We start from the raw sequence: 18,851 nt of genomic DNA on the forward strand, positions 1-18,851 counted from the left end.
AAGTAGATTTTAAATGAGAGAATCTTTTGTTATTTTGATTTTTCACTCAAGTTGAGTAACGCTAAATTATCCTTATAAATCAATTTATTGTTATGGGTTTGTCGGGTCGTTGGCTGCTCTTACAACCGTAAAATATTTAACGAATTTTGACATATATCAAATTATAGAAAAAACATTATTGATTAATTGTTCCGGCATTTTGGGGCGTTTTTCTAGATATCAAATTGATAGGGCTGAAGATCTCTGTTACGGTTATTGTCCTATTTGTAATAAAATGTGATTTTATATTGATATAAAATGATGTATACGGCGCTCTTTTTGGGCGTTAGTGGGGGATGAATGGCAAGTATATTAGCCTTTGGATTTTTATTTAACGGTATAAGAATTTTAACAGGTGCTTTTATTGTCTTTTATATGCTTGAAAAAGGTTTAACGCTTATTGATATCGGGATCATTAAGTCATTTCAGGCTTTTATTATGATGGTGACAGATATCCCTTTGGGGTATTTTGCTGATCGAAAAAGTTATAAAATATCAATCGTTTTGGCAGCGGCTTTTGCAGCCATATGGCTCTTTCTTATGGGAATTTCCACGGGCTTTTATGGTTTTCTTGTGGCAGAATCTTTTAATGCAGTGTCGCTGACATTGATTGCGGGGGCTTATAATGCTTTGCTTGTTCAATATGCAAAAGCCAAAGTGACATCGACTAAAAAAGTACTTGGATCCAGCGCGCAATATAATTACATCGGCATGTTTGTCTTTAGTTTGATCGGTGCTTATTTTGCTGATTATTCGAGCCAATATATATGGTATATCGCGGCGTTTTTAATGTTGATGACAACAGGATTTGGTTTGTTTTTTCTTGATGATCTCAAAGGAGAGAAAAAAACGCGTCATGTCCATTCTCTTCAGGCGAATTCTTTCATTGGTGAAGCTAAAGAGATGATCTCTATTTTTGTTAAAGTGCCTTATATCTCTTTATGCTTTTATTTTTCATTGATTTTTTTCAATATTTTTTCGCAATATTGGCAGTGGATCTTTAAAGATTATGATATTCATATCACTTATTTTGAGCTTGGTATAACGTTTTCTCTGATATTGCTCTCTCAGCTCTTGGCGAGTTTTCTCTTTACAAAACTCAGTGAGAAGATAAATTTTGTTTTATTGTTGTTTCTTTCGGTTTCAATGATTTTTACAGGGGTTTTCTTTGAACTAAGAAAAGAAATGGCTATTCTTTTAGTCTGTATGATTTTTTATCTCATTAAGTATACTTATCTTCGTGTAGAAGTTTTCCTCCATGATAGCATTAGCGATCATTTCAGGGCGACATACGAGTCTTTTTTGTCCACTGTGGGAAGATTTAGCCTGTTGGTATTGTTTTACATGAGTGCATCTATGGTCAATATGTTTGGTTTTTTCTCCCTCGTTTATATTTTTTCTCTTTATTTATTGATCTATCTGTTAGCAGTGTTTTTTTTAGAAGGAACTCTCAAAAAAGCTCTGTGAGAATAAGAACGTACTATGATACGTGTGTTTTATGAGCTGTTATAGTGGATAAAGTCTTTGATGGAGGCGTATCATCGTTTTGCATGTTCAATGAGAAAGTTGAATAATAAACTATTGATGGATACTTTGAATGATATTCCCTCTTTTAAGAGGAAATAAAGCTAAGTGTAGCAATATTGTTGAGTATAATTTGCTACACATAAGTGATAAAAATAATACAGATTGATATACTTGATAGGAATCAGTGAAATTAAACAAATTTATAGTTATTAAAAGATTAAGCGATGAAGTCGTTATCCATAATGCATTTTGTAACATTTATAACATTTTTTTCTGTATTAATCTTATGGGGATGTACGCGCGTCGATAGTTTAAGAGCAGTACAATAAACTTTACGAAGAATATATCAGTGAAAAATATGAAGCTTTTGAACATTTTCAAAAGCAAGAAGAAGCAAGAAACTTCATATATAGGCGCGGCTATCAGAATATATCGTCTAGATTGGATAGTATATGGCATCGTCATATACTAATTGTTTTATGTGGACGCTTTGTCAATTTATTGCGCGGTGATTATAATGAAGAGATGTCATGGGCAATGTTACCCAATGTCATAAGCAGTTTGCGTTATGACTATAACTGGAGAGAAAGCGATTTTATCTGGGCCTATAATATGTCTATGAATTCTAAAGATCCTATGATTGATTATGCGAAAAGATTTCTGAATTCTTCAAGTGGGAATGGTATTAGTCCCAAAACACAAATGATTGATCTCGTGTCGAGTATGAGTGCTGGCCATGGTGAAAGTGTTCAACAAATAGCGCGTTTTTGCAAAGAGCTCCACATAATACATGACATGATGCAACCAAGAAGAATTTATAAATAACATTGAGTGAGAAAATGAAAGATATTCAATGGTTATGGTGCGATTGAACATTTCAGTATTTTCTTTGATATGGTACCTATTTTTTCATTATGGTCATATTTTCCAGCTTTGGAAACGGTTATAGGTTCGGTTATTATGATACGTTTCATCTTTATGAGAAAATTTTACTTAAAGAATGAAATTTATTTTTGGTTTGAAAAAAGGGCTTATAATGATCCTATTATGCCGTAAAATACCGTCGCTTGAGATGTGGAGATGTGAAGAGATATAAAATTTACCTATTCGGTCTTACGTGCGTGGTGAATATTCTTAAAGGCTTGTTTGTTGCGCCTTATGTGGGGAACCATACAGCAACCGTGAGCATACGCTTTAGAGAATTCAAATGGTTTATAAATCGGCACTGGTATCTTTGTTCTTTGAAATGTGAGGAGGAGGTCAAATGGTGTTATTCTATGGAATAATAAGAAGAACGTACCTCTTTGTCGCAAGAATCATTCTTTTGTGTAATTTTTTATGCAATGAATTAAATAAATTTGATAAAGATTCTGACAAACTGAAGGACAGTGGTGATTATTGTTTAAGCTGAAGTTATTCTATGACTTTGTAAAAGAGCTTCTGTTTTTCGAAAGAGCAAATCGGCCTCATCATTCACGCTTGCGAGGGTTACAGCCTTTGGTACTTCAGATGGTTCATAAGAAGTATTTAGCTCTCTCTTGAATATCTTTCCATACTCCAGTTTGTATTGTGTAAGAAAATAGTTTTTGATTTATTCAACATCAACAGATTTGGAATGAACCAATATTATGGTATTCATGACTCTTGTGCAGTATGGATAACGTTATATTATCATTATAAATCAAATAGTTATATGATTAATTGAAACATTCGTTGAATGATGAGATTGATGGTATAATGTGGATCAAGGGTAAGTTTTTTGAAAAATCTCTTGTGTCAGCAACGAGAAAGATGATGAGGTACGATAGGTATAACAGGGTGGAAGACAATAGGGCGGATGAGGCTAATTTTTGCGTATTGCACTAAAGCGAGCGGCTTGTTGGAGGGGGAGTGCTTGGGCGCCAAAAGGGTGTAAGAGGGCTTCTGCTTTTGTGATGAGTGCATTTCGCTTTTTTTGGGTTTCTTCAATGCCATAAAGACGAACAAAAGTTGCTTTTTGTGCTGCTTCATCTTTTCCAGCGGTTTTGCCTAGGGTTTGCGTGTTAGCGGTGACATCAAGAAGATCATCGGTTAATTGAAAAGCTAAACCAAGATAGGTTCCAAAAGTCGTCAACTTTGTCGTTAATTCTTTGGATGCTCTGCCAATGATGGCGCCTGCTTGGCAAGCAAAGCTCATCAAAGCTGCTGTTTTCATGCGTTGTAGTGTGATGATGTCAGTACTCTCTTGCGGTTTTTTTTCAGCTTCAAGATCCAGCATTTGTCCCCCTAGCATACCGCCAAGACCAGCTGATTGTGCAAGAGCTGTAATCAATTTTATTTTGATATCTGTCGATAGTGCACTCGCTTTATGAGCAATGATTTCAAAGGCAAAGGTCAACAGGGCATTGCCTGCGAGGATTGCTGTTGCTTCATCAAATTCTATGTGGACGGTAGGTTTTCCACGTCGGAGCGTATCATTATCCATGGCTGGAAGATCATCGTGAATGAGCGAATAACAGTGAACACATTCTAAAGCACAGGCAACATCAAGTGAGCGCTCTACAGGGATATCAAAAAGTGCAGCACTTTGAATCACAAGAAAAGGTCGTAGGCGTTTTCCACCGTTCAGTACACCATAGCGCATGGCTTTGATTAAGTTTTCAGGACGTGAAATTTCACCATTTTGGATGTGATCACTTAACAGTGTGCTTAGTCGCCTTTCAACGGTGTGGCCATGTCTTGCAAGAAGGGTGGTAAATTCGTGCATTCTTGCTTCCTTCTGTTTTTACAAAAATGAAATTATGAAGTTTAAAGAGAAAGGTTGGTGCTTTTTCTTGTTTTCATCAATTGGTGTCGCTTTTTATTAAAAATAAACGTCCCTTTATTATGCGTATCTCTATTGTATGTGCAAATCCCTTTTAAAGCCAAATAAAAATTAAATATTCGTCTTATAAAAATGCTTTTATTGCTGTATAAAACTTTCAAATTTTTCGGTATTTTTGATATTGACTGAATTATTGGGATATCATTTTTGATAACAAGAAGATTATTTTTGGTACGAGGAGGATCATTTTGACATTGCCTCTTCTTTTTTATCAGTGTATAGTGCTTTCAAAATTTTATGGTGTTTTTAAATGAAGCATTGTCATTTTTGGCATTGCTTTTTCTGTTTTAATGGATTTGGAGTGTCTTTTTATGGCTGTACCTAAACGAAAAACCTCTCCAGCGAAGAGGGGCATGCGCCGTTCGGCTGATGCTCTGAAGGCGCCGACTTATATCGAAGATAAAAATTCAGGTGAATTGCGTCGCCCTCATCATATTGATTTAAAAACGGGAATGTATCGTGGACGTTCCGTTTTAGTGGTTAAGGACTGAGCGGTTTATTTCTTTCTGCGGTGGTAGATTTCCTTTGATTCATCGGTTGATGCACGTTTTTAAGCCGTGCATTTTCTGATTTGAGATGTCTGTTGAGGAATCTTTGTATCCCCTTCATGAGATTGATTTAAAGACGGGAATGTATCGTGGACGTTCCGTTTTAGTGGTTAAGACTTTAGCGGTTTATTTCTTTCTGCGGTGGTAGATTTCCTTTGATTCATCGGTTGATGCACGTTTTTAAGCCGTGCATTGTCTACTTTTCTTGGATAGAGGGTGAGGTTTTGCCGTAGAAAAATGATTCTACTGTAGGGGATGATTTTCTTGTTTTCTTGAGAGGCAATATAAGGATTGCTTGTGTGCAGAGTTTTTTATGATGATTTCGTTAAGAGCTTGGCTATCCAAAGTTAGCGCACGCATAGAATCATTTTTTGAAAAAATTTTTAAAGAGTCATTTGCTAGAAAAGGTTAAAGGCAGATATAAAAATAATCAATGTTGTTATAACTATAAAACTTTATATTCTGTTCGTCATGCATTTAGTTCTATAACTTTGAGGGGGTATTTCTTTCTCACTCTATGAGACCATAAAATATCATCATTGAGGGTGGTTAACTCAAGACTTTAAAGCATGAGGTACTTTTATTGAGAATGTGTGATGAATGGCCAATGGTTTATCCATGGAGTTTATCGTGTAACATGCAGTTTTCAATAAAAGGCGTGTGATGCATATCCACACCACATTGATTTTATAAAGATTATTTATTTTTTAGTGTTTTAAATGAAAGATTTTGATTTTTTTATTTCAAATCTGTTCCATGCTGAAGCGAGGATGAGTTATTTGCTTACGTGTTCTCAGTGGGGATGGCCTATGGGTGAAAAATTGTATAAGAAAGAAAAATACCTATAATGGATGTTCTCAAATGGAAGAGCTGTTATAACATTGGAGGCTCAATGGTTGCTGGTGTTACTGGTGTATAAGCAGAAAAAGAAACCTATTGTAAGATAGAAGGGGATTTATTCAATAATCTTTCGTGCTTTTGATAATAAAAGCACATGAGGCTTTTCTAGCATTACGCTTTCTTTTCATAGTTTCTGACCAAGGGTTATCCAGATAACATCATCAATCTGGTTTTTATGTATATGATATAAAGGATATATATATGTCCAAAAGAATAAGGAGATGTACAGCCCATTTTTTTGTCATTGTTTTTTACAAAATATTTGATCAAAAACTGGAACATTTCTTTAATTCATTGTTGGTATGGTTATGATCTTATGATTCTTTTTTTCCTAAGAGAGTGTAGGCTTTTTTTATTGCTTGAAAATTAGCATCCGACCCTAATGCCATAGCATGTGTGAGACTGAAACGGATAAGTGTCGCTGTGTAAGCTTTTATATGCTCAATTGCGGTGAGGGTATTTGCGTATTTCTGTTTGTATAATTTTAAAAATAGGAAGATCGGCTAATGGAGGAAAAATATAAAGCTGTAAAGATGCAAATTAGCTTTCCATCTTGATCATCATTTTAAAATTAAGTTTTATGATTTTCAAAAGCCTCTACGGTAATGTTTTTTAAAAAATGAAAATTATCGTTTTTTATGGAATCATAATCATCACGTAAAATAGAAAGCTCCAAACGGAATATACTCATTCTATACATATACGCGTTTTTTTTAAAAAACATTTTTCAACGTATCCCTAAGTGCATTTCGTGATGATATTTTATGAAGGGTAGAACGATAAAGCTTCATGAAATAATAAAAAATTTATTTATTCTCTCTTTAAGCTTTATAAACGTGCAAGCGAGCACTGTCATACATTTTGCTGGCTCGTGGGTGTTGCAAATAGCTTTTAACTTTTGAAATTTTTCATAAAAGGCCTGTCTTTTTTGTAAAGTTTTTATTCATATAACCTTTCCGTTTGTAACGGGGAAGAGAGTGTTTTTAATTGATTCAACATGGAGTAGGTTTAGAATAAAAGAATTTTATGAGATTTTATTTAATATAAAAAAGATAAATTATCTTTATAAATCAATATATTGAATAAAACATGTAAGAAAGTTATTTTAATGGTTTAATGTAATCTTCTTAGATTTAGACTTACGATTAAATATGAAAATAATTATTATGATGATTAATCAATAGATTATCTGTGAAGTAAGGCGCAGGAGGTAAAGGTGGAGGGAATTTGTCGAAAAGTTAGATGGTTTATTGGTGCTTCAAGAAATTTTGTTTTTAAGGACGCAGCCAGCGGATGATAAAAAAATAAAACCAGCATTTGCTGGTTTTATCAAAGTATTCTGTTTTTTATGAAGAGTGTATTATGCAGCGTAGACAGCTTTGCTATTTTCAGTTGTCTCTTCTCTCTCAGCTTTAAATTCACGCTTTGGTTTGTTGGAGAGATGCATCTCGATGAGATTGATCGCTTCTGTTTCAGAAAGGCTATTAATAACTGCAATTTCGCGGGCCATTCTTTCAAGAGCAGCAGTATAAAGTTGACGCTCAGAGTAGGATTGTTCGGGCTGTAAGTCAGAGCGAAAAAGATCACGGACCACTTCGGCTATACAAATAAGATCTCCAGAGTTTATTTTAGCATCATACTCTTGAGCACGGCGAGACCACATGGTTCGTTTAACGCGTGCTTTTCCACGTAAGATTTTTAAGGCGCGTTCGACGGAATCACCTGCAGATAACTTTCGCATTCCAACGGAAAGGGCTTTTGCAATGGGAACTTTGACATCCATTTTATCTTTTGCAAAATGAATGACAAAGAGTTTTAATTTGTGTCCTGCAACTTCTTGATCTTCAATCGCTATAATTTGTCCTACTCCATGCGTAGGGTAGACAATATATTCAGAGGTTGCAAATTCTTTAATCTTGGAAGATGTTCCATGTTGGGATGCCATAATTTTAGTTTACTCCCTTATGATCAACAAATGTATCGGAAAACAGGCTATAAACCTGAGGGTTGAGTTTTCTTTAACCAAGTATATTGTACCAATTAAGTGAGCATAAAAGTTGAGTACTTTTAAATCCAAAAAAAATACGTTGCTTTATTACAAAAAGCAAAGAAAAATACTTAGAAAGATGATCATGTTAGAATAACACTAACATCAAACTTTAAAAGAATCAATCATTTCGCTTAAGGATTTTTTTATTTCTACAAGAGAAGTCTTTTACTTGTTGAAGAAGGGGCTGTACACTGTATCATTACTCTTCGCCACTTCCTGGATTTTCTGAAAAATACTTTTCTAGTTTATTGGGAACGCCATCCATTTCTTTTGCTTGAGGAAGAGGTTCTTTTCGGGTTGTCAGATTAGGCCATTTATTGGCATAATGAAGATTAAGTTCCAACCACTGCTCGAGTCCTGGTTCTGTATCGGGTATAATGGCTTCTGCTGGGCATTCTGGAACACAAACGCCGCAATCGATGCATTCATCAGGATGAATGACCAACATATTTTCACCTTCATAAAAACAATCAACAGGGCAAACTTCAACGCAATCCGTATATTTGCAGTGAATGCAGTTGTCGGTTACGACGTGGGTCAAGATCAAACTCCATTTGTTATTTTAATGCTCTTTAGAGGCAACGGTGTGCGTATTTTTATGATTGGTGAGTTGATCGCGTAGTACAGCGAGTTTTGCAAAAGGTGAATCAGGGTTAAGACGCTTTTCTTTTTGAAAGGGTTTATGATTTACACGCTTGTCTTGGGATTTGTAAAACTTATGAGAACGTTTTGTTTGTGAGGAGGTTTCTTGAGGGCAATTTCCATTTGCATTGTTCCCTCTTTTTACAGCGCTTTTGGATTTATTTTTCCATTTATGTCCGGATTTATCACGTTTTTTTTGTGTATCGTGGTGAGATTGATGCCTATAATGCCATAATAAAATAACTTTATCTTCTGCGATAGGGGGAGTGGGTTTGGCAAAATTTCCAACGGGTTCAGCTGCTGGTAAATCATTGTTTTTATGGGGATGTTTTTCAATATGAGAAGATAAACTATTCAGGGGTGAAGTGTTTTTTTCTTCTCGTGTTTTCTCTAAAATACTGATTGTTTGCCAGTAACTGCCTACACATTCTGCTTCAGGAACACCTTGTGTTGTCACATTGGCAGGGGAAGCGGCTTGGTGTGCAAGGAGATTTTGCTCAAAAACAGCATGGCTTATACTGCAGGATTGGTAGCCGAGTCCCTTGAGGATTTCTTCCATATCATTTCCATTGGCTCCAAGAATGGACATCATGGCTGGAGTTACAAAAAAACTTTTACCGTCATAGGCGCCATCGGGTTTTGGGGTCATTCCTTGTTTCCAATGAAGAGCGGGGCGGATGAGATTGGCAAGACGCTCTAAAATATCAACCCGTACGGCTCTTTGTCCTAAGATGCGGTAACCGGCCAATTGATAAAATTGGCGGTTATAGGTAGGTTCAACAATTAAAGAGGTGCGACCAGCTGATAACGCTGTGAAAATTTCACCCAAACCTGTTTGCTCTTCTCCTGCATTTTGAAGATTCCACAAAAGAGTAATGGCTTGAACTGGAGCGGGTTTAAGTATTCCGGTAACATAGATATAAAAAGCACCAAAACGCACCCCTAGACGCCGAAGCACAGCACGTGATTCTTGTGCAAGGTTTTTGACAAGGTCTAAAACTTCGCGGCGGGGTAAAACCCCTAAAGCGTTAACCAGTTTTAAGGCAAGATTATTGGTTGAATCCGTCAAATTATCGGCATTGCGCAAATCAAATAGAGGCTTTAAAGCCGTTTCAAAATGAAATGTTACAAAACGCTCTAGTCTTTGCACGACGTTATCGCGGGATTCTTCGATGAGTTGTGTGTCTGCTAAAACAATTAGTTTGGGTTTGAAAAAATCCTCTGTTGCTACAAGCTGTCCTACGGGTTGACCAATCCAGCGTACAATGCCATCAGAACTGAGGGTAAAATCGCCATTGGCACAAGCACAAAAACGTGTTGCGCGTTTGGAAAACGCAAGAATCAAATCTTCATTCTCTATTGAGTCCTGCTTCTCAGCTGTTTGATCCGTATCGTTTTTGTTGGCATAAAAACGAAAACCTTCAAATTTACCCTTTCCGTATTTTTCAATGAGAATATCATCTTGAAAAATCTCATTGTGTTGAACAATCTTGCTATCCATGATCATTTTCTTTCTCAGTGCAACACTGGTAAAAACCTTTTTGCGACAACTCCATAATGCTGCTTTTTCTTTAACACGTTTGTTGCGCTTGCTTCAATCACTCTTGTCGTTTTTTGAGGTTTCTTTTTGTGCCTTTAAAACTTAGATGCTGCTTTTTTATTCAGTTTTCATTCAGTTAGGATGTTTTATATTTGTAAATTACACTTATTAGTTGTAATGTAAAGCTAAAAGCACAAAAAATAGATTCTTTCAAATTTAAAAGGAAGCAGAATCGGTCATCCAAAAAGCAGCATGTATTTTGTCTGATCATTTTATTTTTTTTACTGTTTTGTCATGAAAAGTGAAGAGATTTTTTTTTCAAACATTTCATAGGCAAAAAGGCGTATTGCAGGGGTGTTTTGCAGGTGAAATGATATCGTATGATAAAAAGTTTTACCATAACACTAAAAAAACAATTGCGATTATAAAATTACACGCTAAAGTAGTGGGGCATAAATAGACAACTTTTGCGTTCTTTTTAAGAAGAACAATGATGTCGTTGCCAAATCAATTTTGATAATTTTAATCGCAAGGGGTTATTATGGGTAATCTTTCAAATGCTGTTTATAAAAGCAGCAAAAATTATAGCGATGCAGACAAAAGCTTAGGGCGTAATATGATGCGTTCTGCTATGCAAGCACCTTATCTTGAACGACAAAAAGAGCATGATTTGGCTCTGCGATGGAAAGATAAACACGATGATGATGCCATGCATCAAATTGCAGCGGCTCATATGCGTTTGGTGATTGCTATTGCAAACCGTTTTAAACGTTTCAAAATGCCCTTAGGGGATTTGGTACAAGAAGGGTATGTGGGCTTGTTGGAAGCTGCTGCACGTTTTGAGCCAGATCGGGAAGTGCGTTTTTCAACCTATGCGACGTGGTGGATACGGGCTTCTATCCAAGATTATATTTTGCGAAATTGGTCAATCGTTCGAGGAGGAACCAGCTCTTCCCAAAAAGCACTTTTCTTTAATCTGCGGCGTTTGCGCGCAAAATTGGTGCAAGATGATAGTGCTTTGTCAAAACAGGATATTTTTCGCACAATTGCTGAAAAACTCGGTGTTTCTGTACGCGATGTTGAAACAATGGATTTTCGTTTTTCGAGTTCAGATAACTCCTTGAGCGTTTCTGTGTCTGAAAACAGTGATAATCCCATTGCTAAGATGGATGTTTTGGTTGATGAGAATCCTCTTCCTGACGCTTTAATTGAGCAAGTGATTGATGGTCAACGGCGTACGCAATGGCTTTACGATGCGTTGCAAATTCTCAACGAGCGGGAGTTGGAAATTATTCGCTTTCGTCGCTTAAATGAAGAGGGAGCCACTCTAGAAGTCTTGGGTGAAAAATTAGGAATTTCGAAAGAGCGTGTGCGCCAAATTGAAGCACGGGCTTTGCAGAAATTGCGTTCTGCTCTCCTTACGGTTCATTCAGAAGATGCTTACGATATATAAATCGTGAAGGACTTTTAAGGGAAAGGAGAGTGCATAGGAGGCGTAGGGCATGATGAAGCTGATTTGAGGGTTTTGTTTGCTTTATCAAATAATACGTCTCTCTTTGCGGGTGGTGTTGAGTTGTCTTTATGAGCAGAGGAATATTGGAGGGTGCGGTTTGTTTGAGGAGGCTTGTGCGGAAATTAACGCTTTGTTCTCTTGACAGATCATTTAGAAGATCTTCACGCTATAAAGGCTTTTTAGGGGAGTATAGGTGCGGGGGGCGTGATGAAGCTGGTTTGAGGGATTGACCTGCTTCATTTGCGAATAGGTTTTAGGAGGGAGTGATTAAAGACAAAAAAGAATCAAGATGATAGCCGATGAAAAAGGAGTCTTAGTCTGTAATAATTTTCACTTTTGTGCCGGCATGTAAAGTTTGAGTTGGTGAGAGGGCATTGAGAATGCGAAAGAGTTTTTCTTTGTTTGGTGTGTGTTGCATTTTATTGGCAAGGTCTGCAACGTTTTCTCCTTGTTTTACGCGGACAACACGGATTTTTAGGGGCTTCAATTTTTTTAGCTGCGACGTTGAAAGAGGATGAAAGCTTTGGATTGTTTTTTGGGCAATTTCTGCAAAATTTTGAGAATTATAGGGGGCGGCTGTCAGAAAACGAAAAATATGATTATTAAAAAGAATGACAACCACATCAAATTGCCATTGCTCATGGGTTGCACGGGCTTGCGCTCCAAGTAAATTTTGGCTTAAGTGTTCTTGATGGGGGTATCCTTGGATTGTGAGGGGGTGGATAGAGGATGGGTCTAACCCAATAATCCACCCGCTTTTCAAATAATCGCTTGCAGACATTCCAATAGGATGGGGAACAGCATCCAAACGAATCGCAATTTTATTGGGTCCGCTTGCCCAAACTGTGTGGGCTGAATGTTCTATTGTAAAATTATTGGGAATAGAAAAAGCGATGCGCCATTGTGGGTGAATAAATTGGTTTCCTCGTACAAATCCTGTATAAAAACTTCCTCCAAAAGTCATACCATCAATGTTTTTGAGAAAAGAATCGCGATCCGTGTGTCCCTTGTTTTGTTTACTGATTTTACGGGCTTTTTCTATTGCAAGCCGAATGCGTTGGGGGGTCGTTGGGTGAGAGGCTAGAAAGTCTAACGAGGTATTTTGAGTGCCAGAGATATTCTGAAAAGCACTATAGGCTTCCATTGTTTGGAGAAAGCGTGGTGAGGCAAATGGATCATATCCTGCTTGTTGGAGCATTTCGAGGGCAATGGAATCGGCTTCCAGCTCTTGATTGCGGGAAAATTGTGCGAGTTGTTGCTTATTTTGCATGGGATTATGAAGTTTTGTATCCATAGAAGAAAGAAGACGTGGAGACATAGGATTTGTCATCTTCTTTAACTCTGCTTCTTTTTGTAGGCGTAAAATGCCATGATTGGCTCTGATATGGGCCATCTCATGGGCTAAAATGGCGGCAACTTCTGAAGAATCATTGGCAAGTGCCAGCATACCACGGGTGATGTAGATTGAACCATTGGGGAGCGCAAATGCATTAACACTTTCTGAGTTTAGAATTGTGACAGAATAGCTTTGATAAGAATGGTGTGAGGCCATTATCAGTTTACGGACAATCTTTGCTAAAAGGCGTTCAAGTTTTATATCATGATAGGCACCACCATACATTTGCACAATACGGGGGTGTTGCAGAGCGCTTAATGTGACATAAATATTGTTATGGTTGGTCCGTTTGATTGTTTTAGAAGAAATGGAAGAAAGCTTATCATTTTGAGAAGAGGGTGTATGACACGCTGAAAGGAGAAGCGTTAAACTGATGAAAGCTGCTCTATAAAGAGGCGCGCGACAAAGAAAACGCCATTGAGAAATGAGATGTGTTAAGTCACGGAACATGTTGTTTGTGGGGTGTATCGTGGCAAATTTCATGTATATCTTTGTATCGTACGTTTTTAAAGAGAAGCCTTAGGGGTAAGGATTAGTTTGGCTATATGACGGTTTTTGTTTATAAAAAATGGCTCTTAGATTTATAAGAAGATGCTAGAGAATAAGGTTTTGTGAAAGGCAAAATATGGCATGACAACATTTACGATATTGTTAAATGGAGATCTTTCTATCACTGATCGTTTATTGAATCAAATTCAAAACAGTCGGGTGATTGCTGCGGATGGTGGGATGCGTCATGCGGCAGCACTTAATGTAAAGCCTGAGTTGTGGTTAGGGGATTTTGACTCGTCTGATCAGACCCTGATCGACAAATATAACCATGTTCCGCGTGAGGTTTTTCCCTCTGATAAAGATATGACCGATAGCGCTTTGGCCTGTGAAAGAGCGCTACAAAATGGGGCTAAAAAGCTTATTTTATGTGGGGCTTTGGGAGGGGAGCGAAGTGATCATAGCCTTTCTCATATGACGCAAGCCGTGATGATGGCCGAGAAAGGCATTTCAGTGTTGTTAACAAGCGGCCTAGAAGAAGGTTGGCCGGTTTTACCAAATCTTGTGCCCTATGATTTGCCGAAGGGGTGTTTGTTTAGTCTTATCGGTTTTTCTGACTTAAAAGGCTTAACACTTAAAGGAGTAAAATGGCCAATTTGTGATAAAAATGTGTCATTTGGCTCATCTTTGACACTTTCTAACCGTATTTGTGGAACCTTTTCTTGCCATTTAGGTTCTGGAAAAGCTATATTGTTAGCGTCTGTGCCTATGCCATAAAGCTCTTCCAATAATATTTTGAATAAGGCAGGGGGGGGCTTAGTGATTAAGTGCTGACATAAACGATATATTATGTATTGATCTTGAGAAGGAAAGGTTTTGATATGTTAAAATCAATTTTAAAAGTGGCCGTCGTTTCTGCGATTGGTTTCAGTTCGGTGGCTTGTACGACAAATGATGAGCGTGTTGCACGTTATGGTGTCGGGGGAGCAGCAATTGGTGCTTTGGCTGGAACGGCTATTGGTGGAAGCAGGCCTGGAGCAGCGCTTACCGGTGCGGCATTTGGTGCTTTGGCTGGAACAGTAACAGGTGAGGCTGTAAATCAAAGAAGACAACAAAAACAGGCATCACAGTTGTGCACGTATCGTGGTCGTAGAGGGTATATTTACCAAGCACCTTGTGCGCAAAGAGTCCCAGTACGGCAATTATGTACTTATCGTGATGCAAGAGGGGTAACGTATCAAGCATCTTGTCCGCGCCGCATTCGTTAATGGTCGTGCCATTGCTGCGGCTTGACCGCATTTTCCTAAACTTTGGGACAACGCCTTTGCTCAACCAAGCGTGTTTATCGGTTGAGCAGGGGGCGCGTATTGCATTGGTGGGCCGTAATGGTTGTGGAAAATCGACCCTATTAAAAATTGCCGCAGGAATATTAGAGCCGCATGGTGGCGAAATTTTTCGCCACCCTCGGGTACTCCTGCGTTATGTTTCTCAAAATCCGGATTGCTCAGGTTTTGAAGATATTAATGCTTATATGGAAGCAGGACTGGACGCGACATCGGATGTTCAGTGGATTAATACGCTTCGCACAAAGCTAGGTTTTTCGGGGGAAGAAAAATTAGAAACATTATCGGGGGGTGAAAAGAGACGTGTTTCATTGCTCCGGGCTATTGCAGCAAAACCCGATATTTTGTTCTTAGATGAACCAACCAATCATCTTGATCTACCAACTATTGAATGGTTGGAGGGGGTTTTATCTTCTTTGCGTTCAGCGATTGTGGTGATTTCCCATGATCGACGATTTTTAGAAAATGTCACGCGTTCAACCGTGTGGCTTGATCGTGGGACAACGAAAAGACTGGAAAAGCGTTTTTCAGAATTTGAAAGTTGGCGTGATAAAGCATTGGAAGAAGAAGCTCTCGAGCAGCATAAATTGGGGCGCCAAATTGCTCGTGAAGAGCAATGGTTGCGTTATGGTGTAAGTGCACGGCGTAAGCGTAATGTAAGGCGCTTGGGGGAATTAAAAGACTTAAGACAACGTCATCAGACCTATAAAGGGCCGCCGGGAAGTGCACTGTTGAGCGCTGCGAAAAGTCATGATTCTGGTCAATTGGTGCTCGAAGCAAAGAAAATTTCAAAATCTTATGGTGATCGTGTGATTGTGAAAGATTTTTCCTTACGCATTCAGCGGGGTGATCGCATTGGTTTGGTCGGGCCTAATGGTATTGGAAAGACGACGCTCCTTTCCGCATTGATTGGGAAAGAAGCCGTGGATAGTGGAACAGTACGGCATGGCTATAACCTATCTATGGCATTGCTTGATCAGCAACGGATTATCAATGAAGAAGAAACTTTGGCGCATTATCTCACAGGGGGGCGGGGTGATACTCTTGTGATCAATGGGCAGGAACGCCATGTGGTTTCTTATATGAAAGACTTTTTATTTTTACCGGAACAAGCGCGCACCCCCCTTAAAGAATTTTCTGGGGGAGAAAGAGCGCGCCTTATGCTTGCACGTCTTCTTTCGCGTCCTGCAAACTTTTTAATTCTTGATGAACCAACCAATGATTTGGATATGGAGACTTTGGATTTGTTGCAAGAATTTATTGCGGATTTTGCCGGAACAGTCTTGTTGGTAAGTCATGACAGAGACTTTCTAGATCGTACTGTAACGCATATGTTGGCACCGGAGGGTGATGGTCATTGGGTTTTGTATGCGGGCGGCTATAGCGATATGATCGCACAAAATAAGCAGGCCCTGAAGTTACAACGTAAGGGGATAGAATTATCGCACCGTAAAGCATCTTCAAAATCTCATACGGGTGAGTACGGAAAACGTGCTTTATCAACAGATCCTCGTTTGAAGAGCACGGAAGAGAAAAAAACACGCAACAAATTGTCCTATAAGCAGGTCTATGCATTGGAAAAGTTGCCTGAAGAAATCGCTGTGTTGCAAAATGAAATCAAAAAAATTGAACAAGAGCTCTCTGATCCAGCGCTTTATCGCAGTGATAAAGAGCGTTTTGAGCGTTTAACAACAGCGTTGGAAAAAAAACAAAATATGTGCACACAAAAGCAAGAAGAATGGCTAGAACTTGAAATCTTACGCGAAGAAATAGAAGCTTGTTCATGTTAAGGTCTCAAAGATGAATATTAAAGTATTTTAAGAGATTTTGCATCATTGTTTTCTGTAGAGCACTTGGATATATTGAAGAACGACGACAGTATTCTTTACATGAAAGAAACATTTCTCAAAGAGCATGTCACACCTGTTTCATATTTCACGATAGTGCCCGCGTGAATGGTATAACGGTAAATTTATTCAAGCTACTTTCATCTTTGAAGTTTCGTGAAACAGCAGCCGGTATCATCACAAATTTATGCCAGCCTTTGAATGTTGTTAGAGCCCTTGGCATTTGAAAGCCTTCATAAAAGGCATTTTCTTAATCTTTACCCTATACCCTAAACACACCAATTCTGCTTATGACGGAAAAGTAAATAGTTCTCATTGACTCTTATGTAAGCAGCTGTTTTGATGCGAAAAGCGTGTTGTATTTGACGTTAATGATTTAAGTTTAAAAAAATGATAATTTATTGTGTTTAATCAACGTATTAATTGCAATATTTCTAGGAGGAGAAAATGATGGCAATTAAAACAAAGCGAACAATTTCCACATTGATTGGTTTAGAAGATGCGGCTGAATTGTCCTCTTATTACTTGCGTAATGCGAATCATCTGCGCCCTTTTGAACCGTTAAGATCTGATGATTATCACTTTCTAGCTGCTTGGGAAGCACGCGCCAATGCTTATTTTTTAGAAAGCGCACAAGGACAAGCCTATTGATATGCAGTACGCTTAAAAGATGAAAATACAATCATTGGTGTTGTGAACTTCACAAATGTAGTTCGTGGTGTTTTTCAAGCCTGTCATCTTGGTTTTTCTCTTGATGAAAAACAACAAGGCAAAGGTCTCATGTCTGAGAGTTTATCGGCGCTCATATGTCATATCTTTCATGTTTATCACCTGCATAGGATCATGGCAAATTATAGACCTGAGAATATAAAAAGCGGACTGTTATTAAAGCGTCTTCATTTTGAAAAAGAAGGCTATGCCAAGGATTATTTGATGATTTCTGGAAAATGGAGAGATCATATTCTAACTTCTCGAATAAATGATCTTTATGAACCCGCCAATAGATCTGCATAAAGCTCTCTTAAGGGGCTTTTGATGAGATGTATCAATATGCTGAATTCTTCACTGTTCTAAAAGACAAAGCCCCTTAAATCTCTCTTTTTGTAAATACCCCTTTGTAAATCCCCCTTTGTAAATACCCCTTGTTGAGTGGATTTCAGTTGCGGCCTCCTTTGAGCCGCTTCCTTTAAATGTTTTTTATCCTAGATAATGCATTGATTGATCATCATCATTCATTGTTTTTCAAGTTTAAGAAGAATCCTTGAATATCGCAAAATCGCAGAATTTTTTCCATTTTACCTCTGTTTTTAGGTTGAAGCACTCAAAATGCCTTGCTTTTACGCACAAGTGCGGTTGCTTTACAAAAGAGGCGGAGCTCATATGGATAAGAAATGCTATTATGGATAAAATGCCCATATAAATAAAAATAATTGGAGAATCATAATAAAAATGCGCTTTTCATGAATCCTTTTAAATATGAGGGCTGTTGTCATCTTATGCAGCCTTGTGACCAGATATCTCGTCACAAGTTACATGCGTTTTTTGTTATTTTGCACAAATTGCTCATGGGGAGCAGAATTTTTGTGCATTCATGCGTTTTTCTCCCATTTTTACTTTCTTAAAAAAATTTCCATTGGTGTTAAAGATATTAACTCATTCCAAGCGCATTTTTATAAAGCTCAATGATGGCTTCTTCTTCCATGCGTTCATGCTCTTCTTTTTTGCGCAACCGTATAATGCTTCGAACAGCTTTACTATCAAAACCAGAACCTTTAAGTTCCGTGTAGACATCTTTAATATCATCAGAAATGGTTTTTTTCTCTTCTTCTAGCCGTTCAATCCGTTCGATAAAAGAGCGTAATTGATTGACGGATATAGCGTGTGTTTGATCGGTTACTGTATCACTCATGGTATTATTCTCCAGGTTATATATTTTAAGTTGTTTTTTTTCGATGCCGAATTTATGTTGAAAAAGCTTGAAAAACAAACAGTCAATCAAGCTCCATCATTTTTTTACAAATTGACTTTAAATATTTTGTAAAATTTTTAAGATATATGCTTTCATAAAAGGGCTATAAAAAGAAAAATGTGAAAATATGTTTTTAGACTTGAAAGACTTTTGAAAAAAGAGATTTATAATTGTTGAAAGTTGAC

The 18,851-nt window shown here is 37.7% G+C and carries 13 protein-coding genes and 1 pseudogene; 8 read left to right on the top strand and 6 right to left on the bottom strand.

The genetic code is table 11. The features are described 5' to 3' along the window. Positions 1-339 precede the first annotated feature (339 nt). Entirely contained in the window at positions 340-1,506 is a 1,167-nt protein-coding gene (locus AC6ER8_RS01110; protein WP_497078640.1) for an MFS transporter, read from the top strand. A gap of 501 nt (positions 1,507-2,007) precedes the next feature. Continuing rightward, complete coding sequence (locus AC6ER8_RS01115; protein WP_497078642.1) at positions 2,008-2,391, top strand: hypothetical protein; 384 nt, start codon at positions 2,008-2,010, stop codon at positions 2,389-2,391. Positions 2,392-3,409: 1,018 nt separating this feature from the next. On the opposite strand, the gene AC6ER8_RS01120 is transcribed toward AC6ER8_RS01115, so the two are convergent. Beyond that, the gene (locus AC6ER8_RS01120; protein WP_497078643.1) at positions 3,410-4,312 is read right to left on the bottom strand and encodes a polyprenyl synthetase family protein; all 903 of its coding nucleotides are present in this window, start codon (positions 4,310-4,312) and stop codon (positions 3,410-3,412) included. Positions 4,313-4,740: 428 nt separating this feature from the next. Here AC6ER8_RS01120 and rpmF point away from each other — a divergent pair, with 428 nt between their 5' ends. Beyond that, positions 4,741-4,920 carry a 50S ribosomal protein L32 gene (gene rpmF / locus AC6ER8_RS01125; protein WP_005774555.1) on the top strand — a complete coding sequence of 60 codons (180 nt, stop codon included), beginning with the start codon at positions 4,741-4,743 and terminating at the stop codon, positions 4,918-4,920. 2,317 nt (positions 4,921-7,237) lie between these two features. Here rpmF and AC6ER8_RS01130 read toward each other — a convergent pair. From AC6ER8_RS01130 to AC6ER8_RS01140, 3 genes are all read right to left on the bottom strand, one after another. Then, on the bottom strand, positions 7,238-7,822 hold the full coding sequence (locus AC6ER8_RS01130; protein WP_497078645.1) for a CarD family transcriptional regulator: 585 nt from the start codon (positions 7,820-7,822) through the stop codon (positions 7,238-7,240). Between the two features lie 304 nt (positions 7,823-8,126). Then, on the bottom strand, positions 8,127-8,468 hold the full coding sequence (gene fdxA, locus AC6ER8_RS01135; RefSeq protein WP_273754949.1) for a ferredoxin FdxA: 342 nt from the start codon (positions 8,466-8,468) through the stop codon (positions 8,127-8,129). A 21-nt stretch (positions 8,469-8,489) separates the two neighbouring features. Continuing rightward, complete coding sequence (locus AC6ER8_RS01140; RefSeq protein WP_497078647.1) at positions 8,490-10,070, bottom strand: hypothetical protein; 1,581 nt, start codon at positions 10,068-10,070, stop codon at positions 8,490-8,492. A 580-nt stretch (positions 10,071-10,650) separates the two neighbouring features. Here AC6ER8_RS01140 and AC6ER8_RS01145 point away from each other — a divergent pair. Next, positions 10,651-11,562 (top strand): RNA polymerase factor sigma-32, encoded by a 912-nt coding sequence (locus AC6ER8_RS01145; RefSeq protein ID WP_497078649.1) that lies wholly within the window; start codon positions 10,651-10,653, stop codon positions 11,560-11,562. Between the two features lie 373 nt (positions 11,563-11,935). On the opposite strand, the gene AC6ER8_RS01150 is transcribed toward AC6ER8_RS01145, so the two are convergent. Next, entirely contained in the window at positions 11,936-13,501 is a 1,566-nt protein-coding gene (locus AC6ER8_RS01150) for a M48 family metalloprotease (protein ID WP_497078651.1), read from the bottom strand. Positions 13,502-13,648: 147 nt separating this feature from the next. Between AC6ER8_RS01150 and AC6ER8_RS01155 the strand changes: the two genes are divergently transcribed. The 4 genes and pseudogenes from AC6ER8_RS01155 to rimJ all read left to right on the top strand — a co-directional run bounded on the left by AC6ER8_RS01155 (position 13,649) and on the right by rimJ (position 17,711). Further along, a complete protein-coding gene (locus AC6ER8_RS01155; protein WP_497078653.1) occupies positions 13,649-14,284 on the top strand; it encodes a thiamine diphosphokinase in 636 nt (211 codons plus the stop codon). Positions 14,285-14,388: 104 nt separating this feature from the next. Then, positions 14,389-14,775 (top strand): YMGG-like glycine zipper-containing protein, encoded by a 387-nt coding sequence (locus tag AC6ER8_RS01160; protein WP_497078655.1) that lies wholly within the window; start codon positions 14,389-14,391, stop codon positions 14,773-14,775. Next, positions 14,775-16,640, top strand: a complete 1,866-nt coding sequence (locus AC6ER8_RS01165) for an ABC-F family ATP-binding cassette domain-containing protein (protein WP_497079703.1) — start codon at positions 14,775-14,777, stop codon at positions 16,638-16,640. The genes AC6ER8_RS01160 and AC6ER8_RS01165 overlap by 1 nt, the downstream gene beginning before the upstream one ends. 507 nt (positions 16,641-17,147) lie before the next feature. Continuing rightward, positions 17,148-17,711 (top strand): annotated as a pseudogene (rimJ, locus tag AC6ER8_RS01170) (ribosomal protein S5-alanine N-acetyltransferase). 634 nt (positions 17,712-18,345) lie between these two features. Here rimJ and AC6ER8_RS01175 read toward each other — a convergent pair. Further along, positions 18,346-18,606, bottom strand: a complete 261-nt coding sequence (locus AC6ER8_RS01175; protein ID WP_497078657.1) for a DUF2312 domain-containing protein — start codon at positions 18,604-18,606, stop codon at positions 18,346-18,348. Positions 18,607-18,851 lie beyond the last annotated feature (245 nt).

The sequence above is a fragment of the Bartonella sp. SL320 genome (assembly GCF_059687635.1).

Excerpts from the sequence above, each read along its gene's own strand:
- AC6ER8_RS01110 (WP_497078640.1), top strand. The coding sequence starts at position 340 with ATGGCAAGTATATTAGCCTTTGGATTTTTATTTAACGGTATAAGAATT.
- AC6ER8_RS01120 (WP_497078643.1), bottom strand. The coding sequence starts at position 4,312 with ATGCACGAATTTACCACCCTTCTTGCAAGACATGGCCACACCGTTGAA.
- rpmF (WP_005774555.1), top strand. The coding sequence starts at position 4,741 with ATGGCTGTACCTAAACGAAAAACCTCTCCAGCGAAGAGGGGCATGCGC.
- AC6ER8_RS01130 (WP_497078645.1), bottom strand. The coding sequence starts at position 7,822 with ATGGCATCCCAACATGGAACATCTTCCAAGATTAAAGAATTTGCAACC.
- AC6ER8_RS01140 (WP_497078647.1), bottom strand. The coding sequence starts at position 10,070 with ATGGATAGCAAGATTGTTCAACACAATGAGATTTTTCAAGATGATATT.
- AC6ER8_RS01145 (WP_497078649.1), top strand. The coding sequence starts at position 10,651 with ATGGGTAATCTTTCAAATGCTGTTTATAAAAGCAGCAAAAATTATAGC.
- AC6ER8_RS01150 (WP_497078651.1), bottom strand. The coding sequence starts at position 13,501 with ATGAAATTTGCCACGATACACCCCACAAACAACATGTTCCGTGACTTA.
- AC6ER8_RS01155 (WP_497078653.1), top strand. The coding sequence starts at position 13,649 with ATGACAACATTTACGATATTGTTAAATGGAGATCTTTCTATCACTGAT.
- AC6ER8_RS01160 (WP_497078655.1), top strand. The coding sequence starts at position 14,389 with ATGTTAAAATCAATTTTAAAAGTGGCCGTCGTTTCTGCGATTGGTTTC.
- AC6ER8_RS01165 (WP_497079703.1), top strand. The coding sequence starts at position 14,775 with ATGGTCGTGCCATTGCTGCGGCTTGACCGCATTTTCCTAAACTTTGGG.
- AC6ER8_RS01175 (WP_497078657.1), bottom strand. The coding sequence starts at position 18,606 with ATGAGTGATACAGTAACCGATCAAACACACGCTATATCCGTCAATCAA.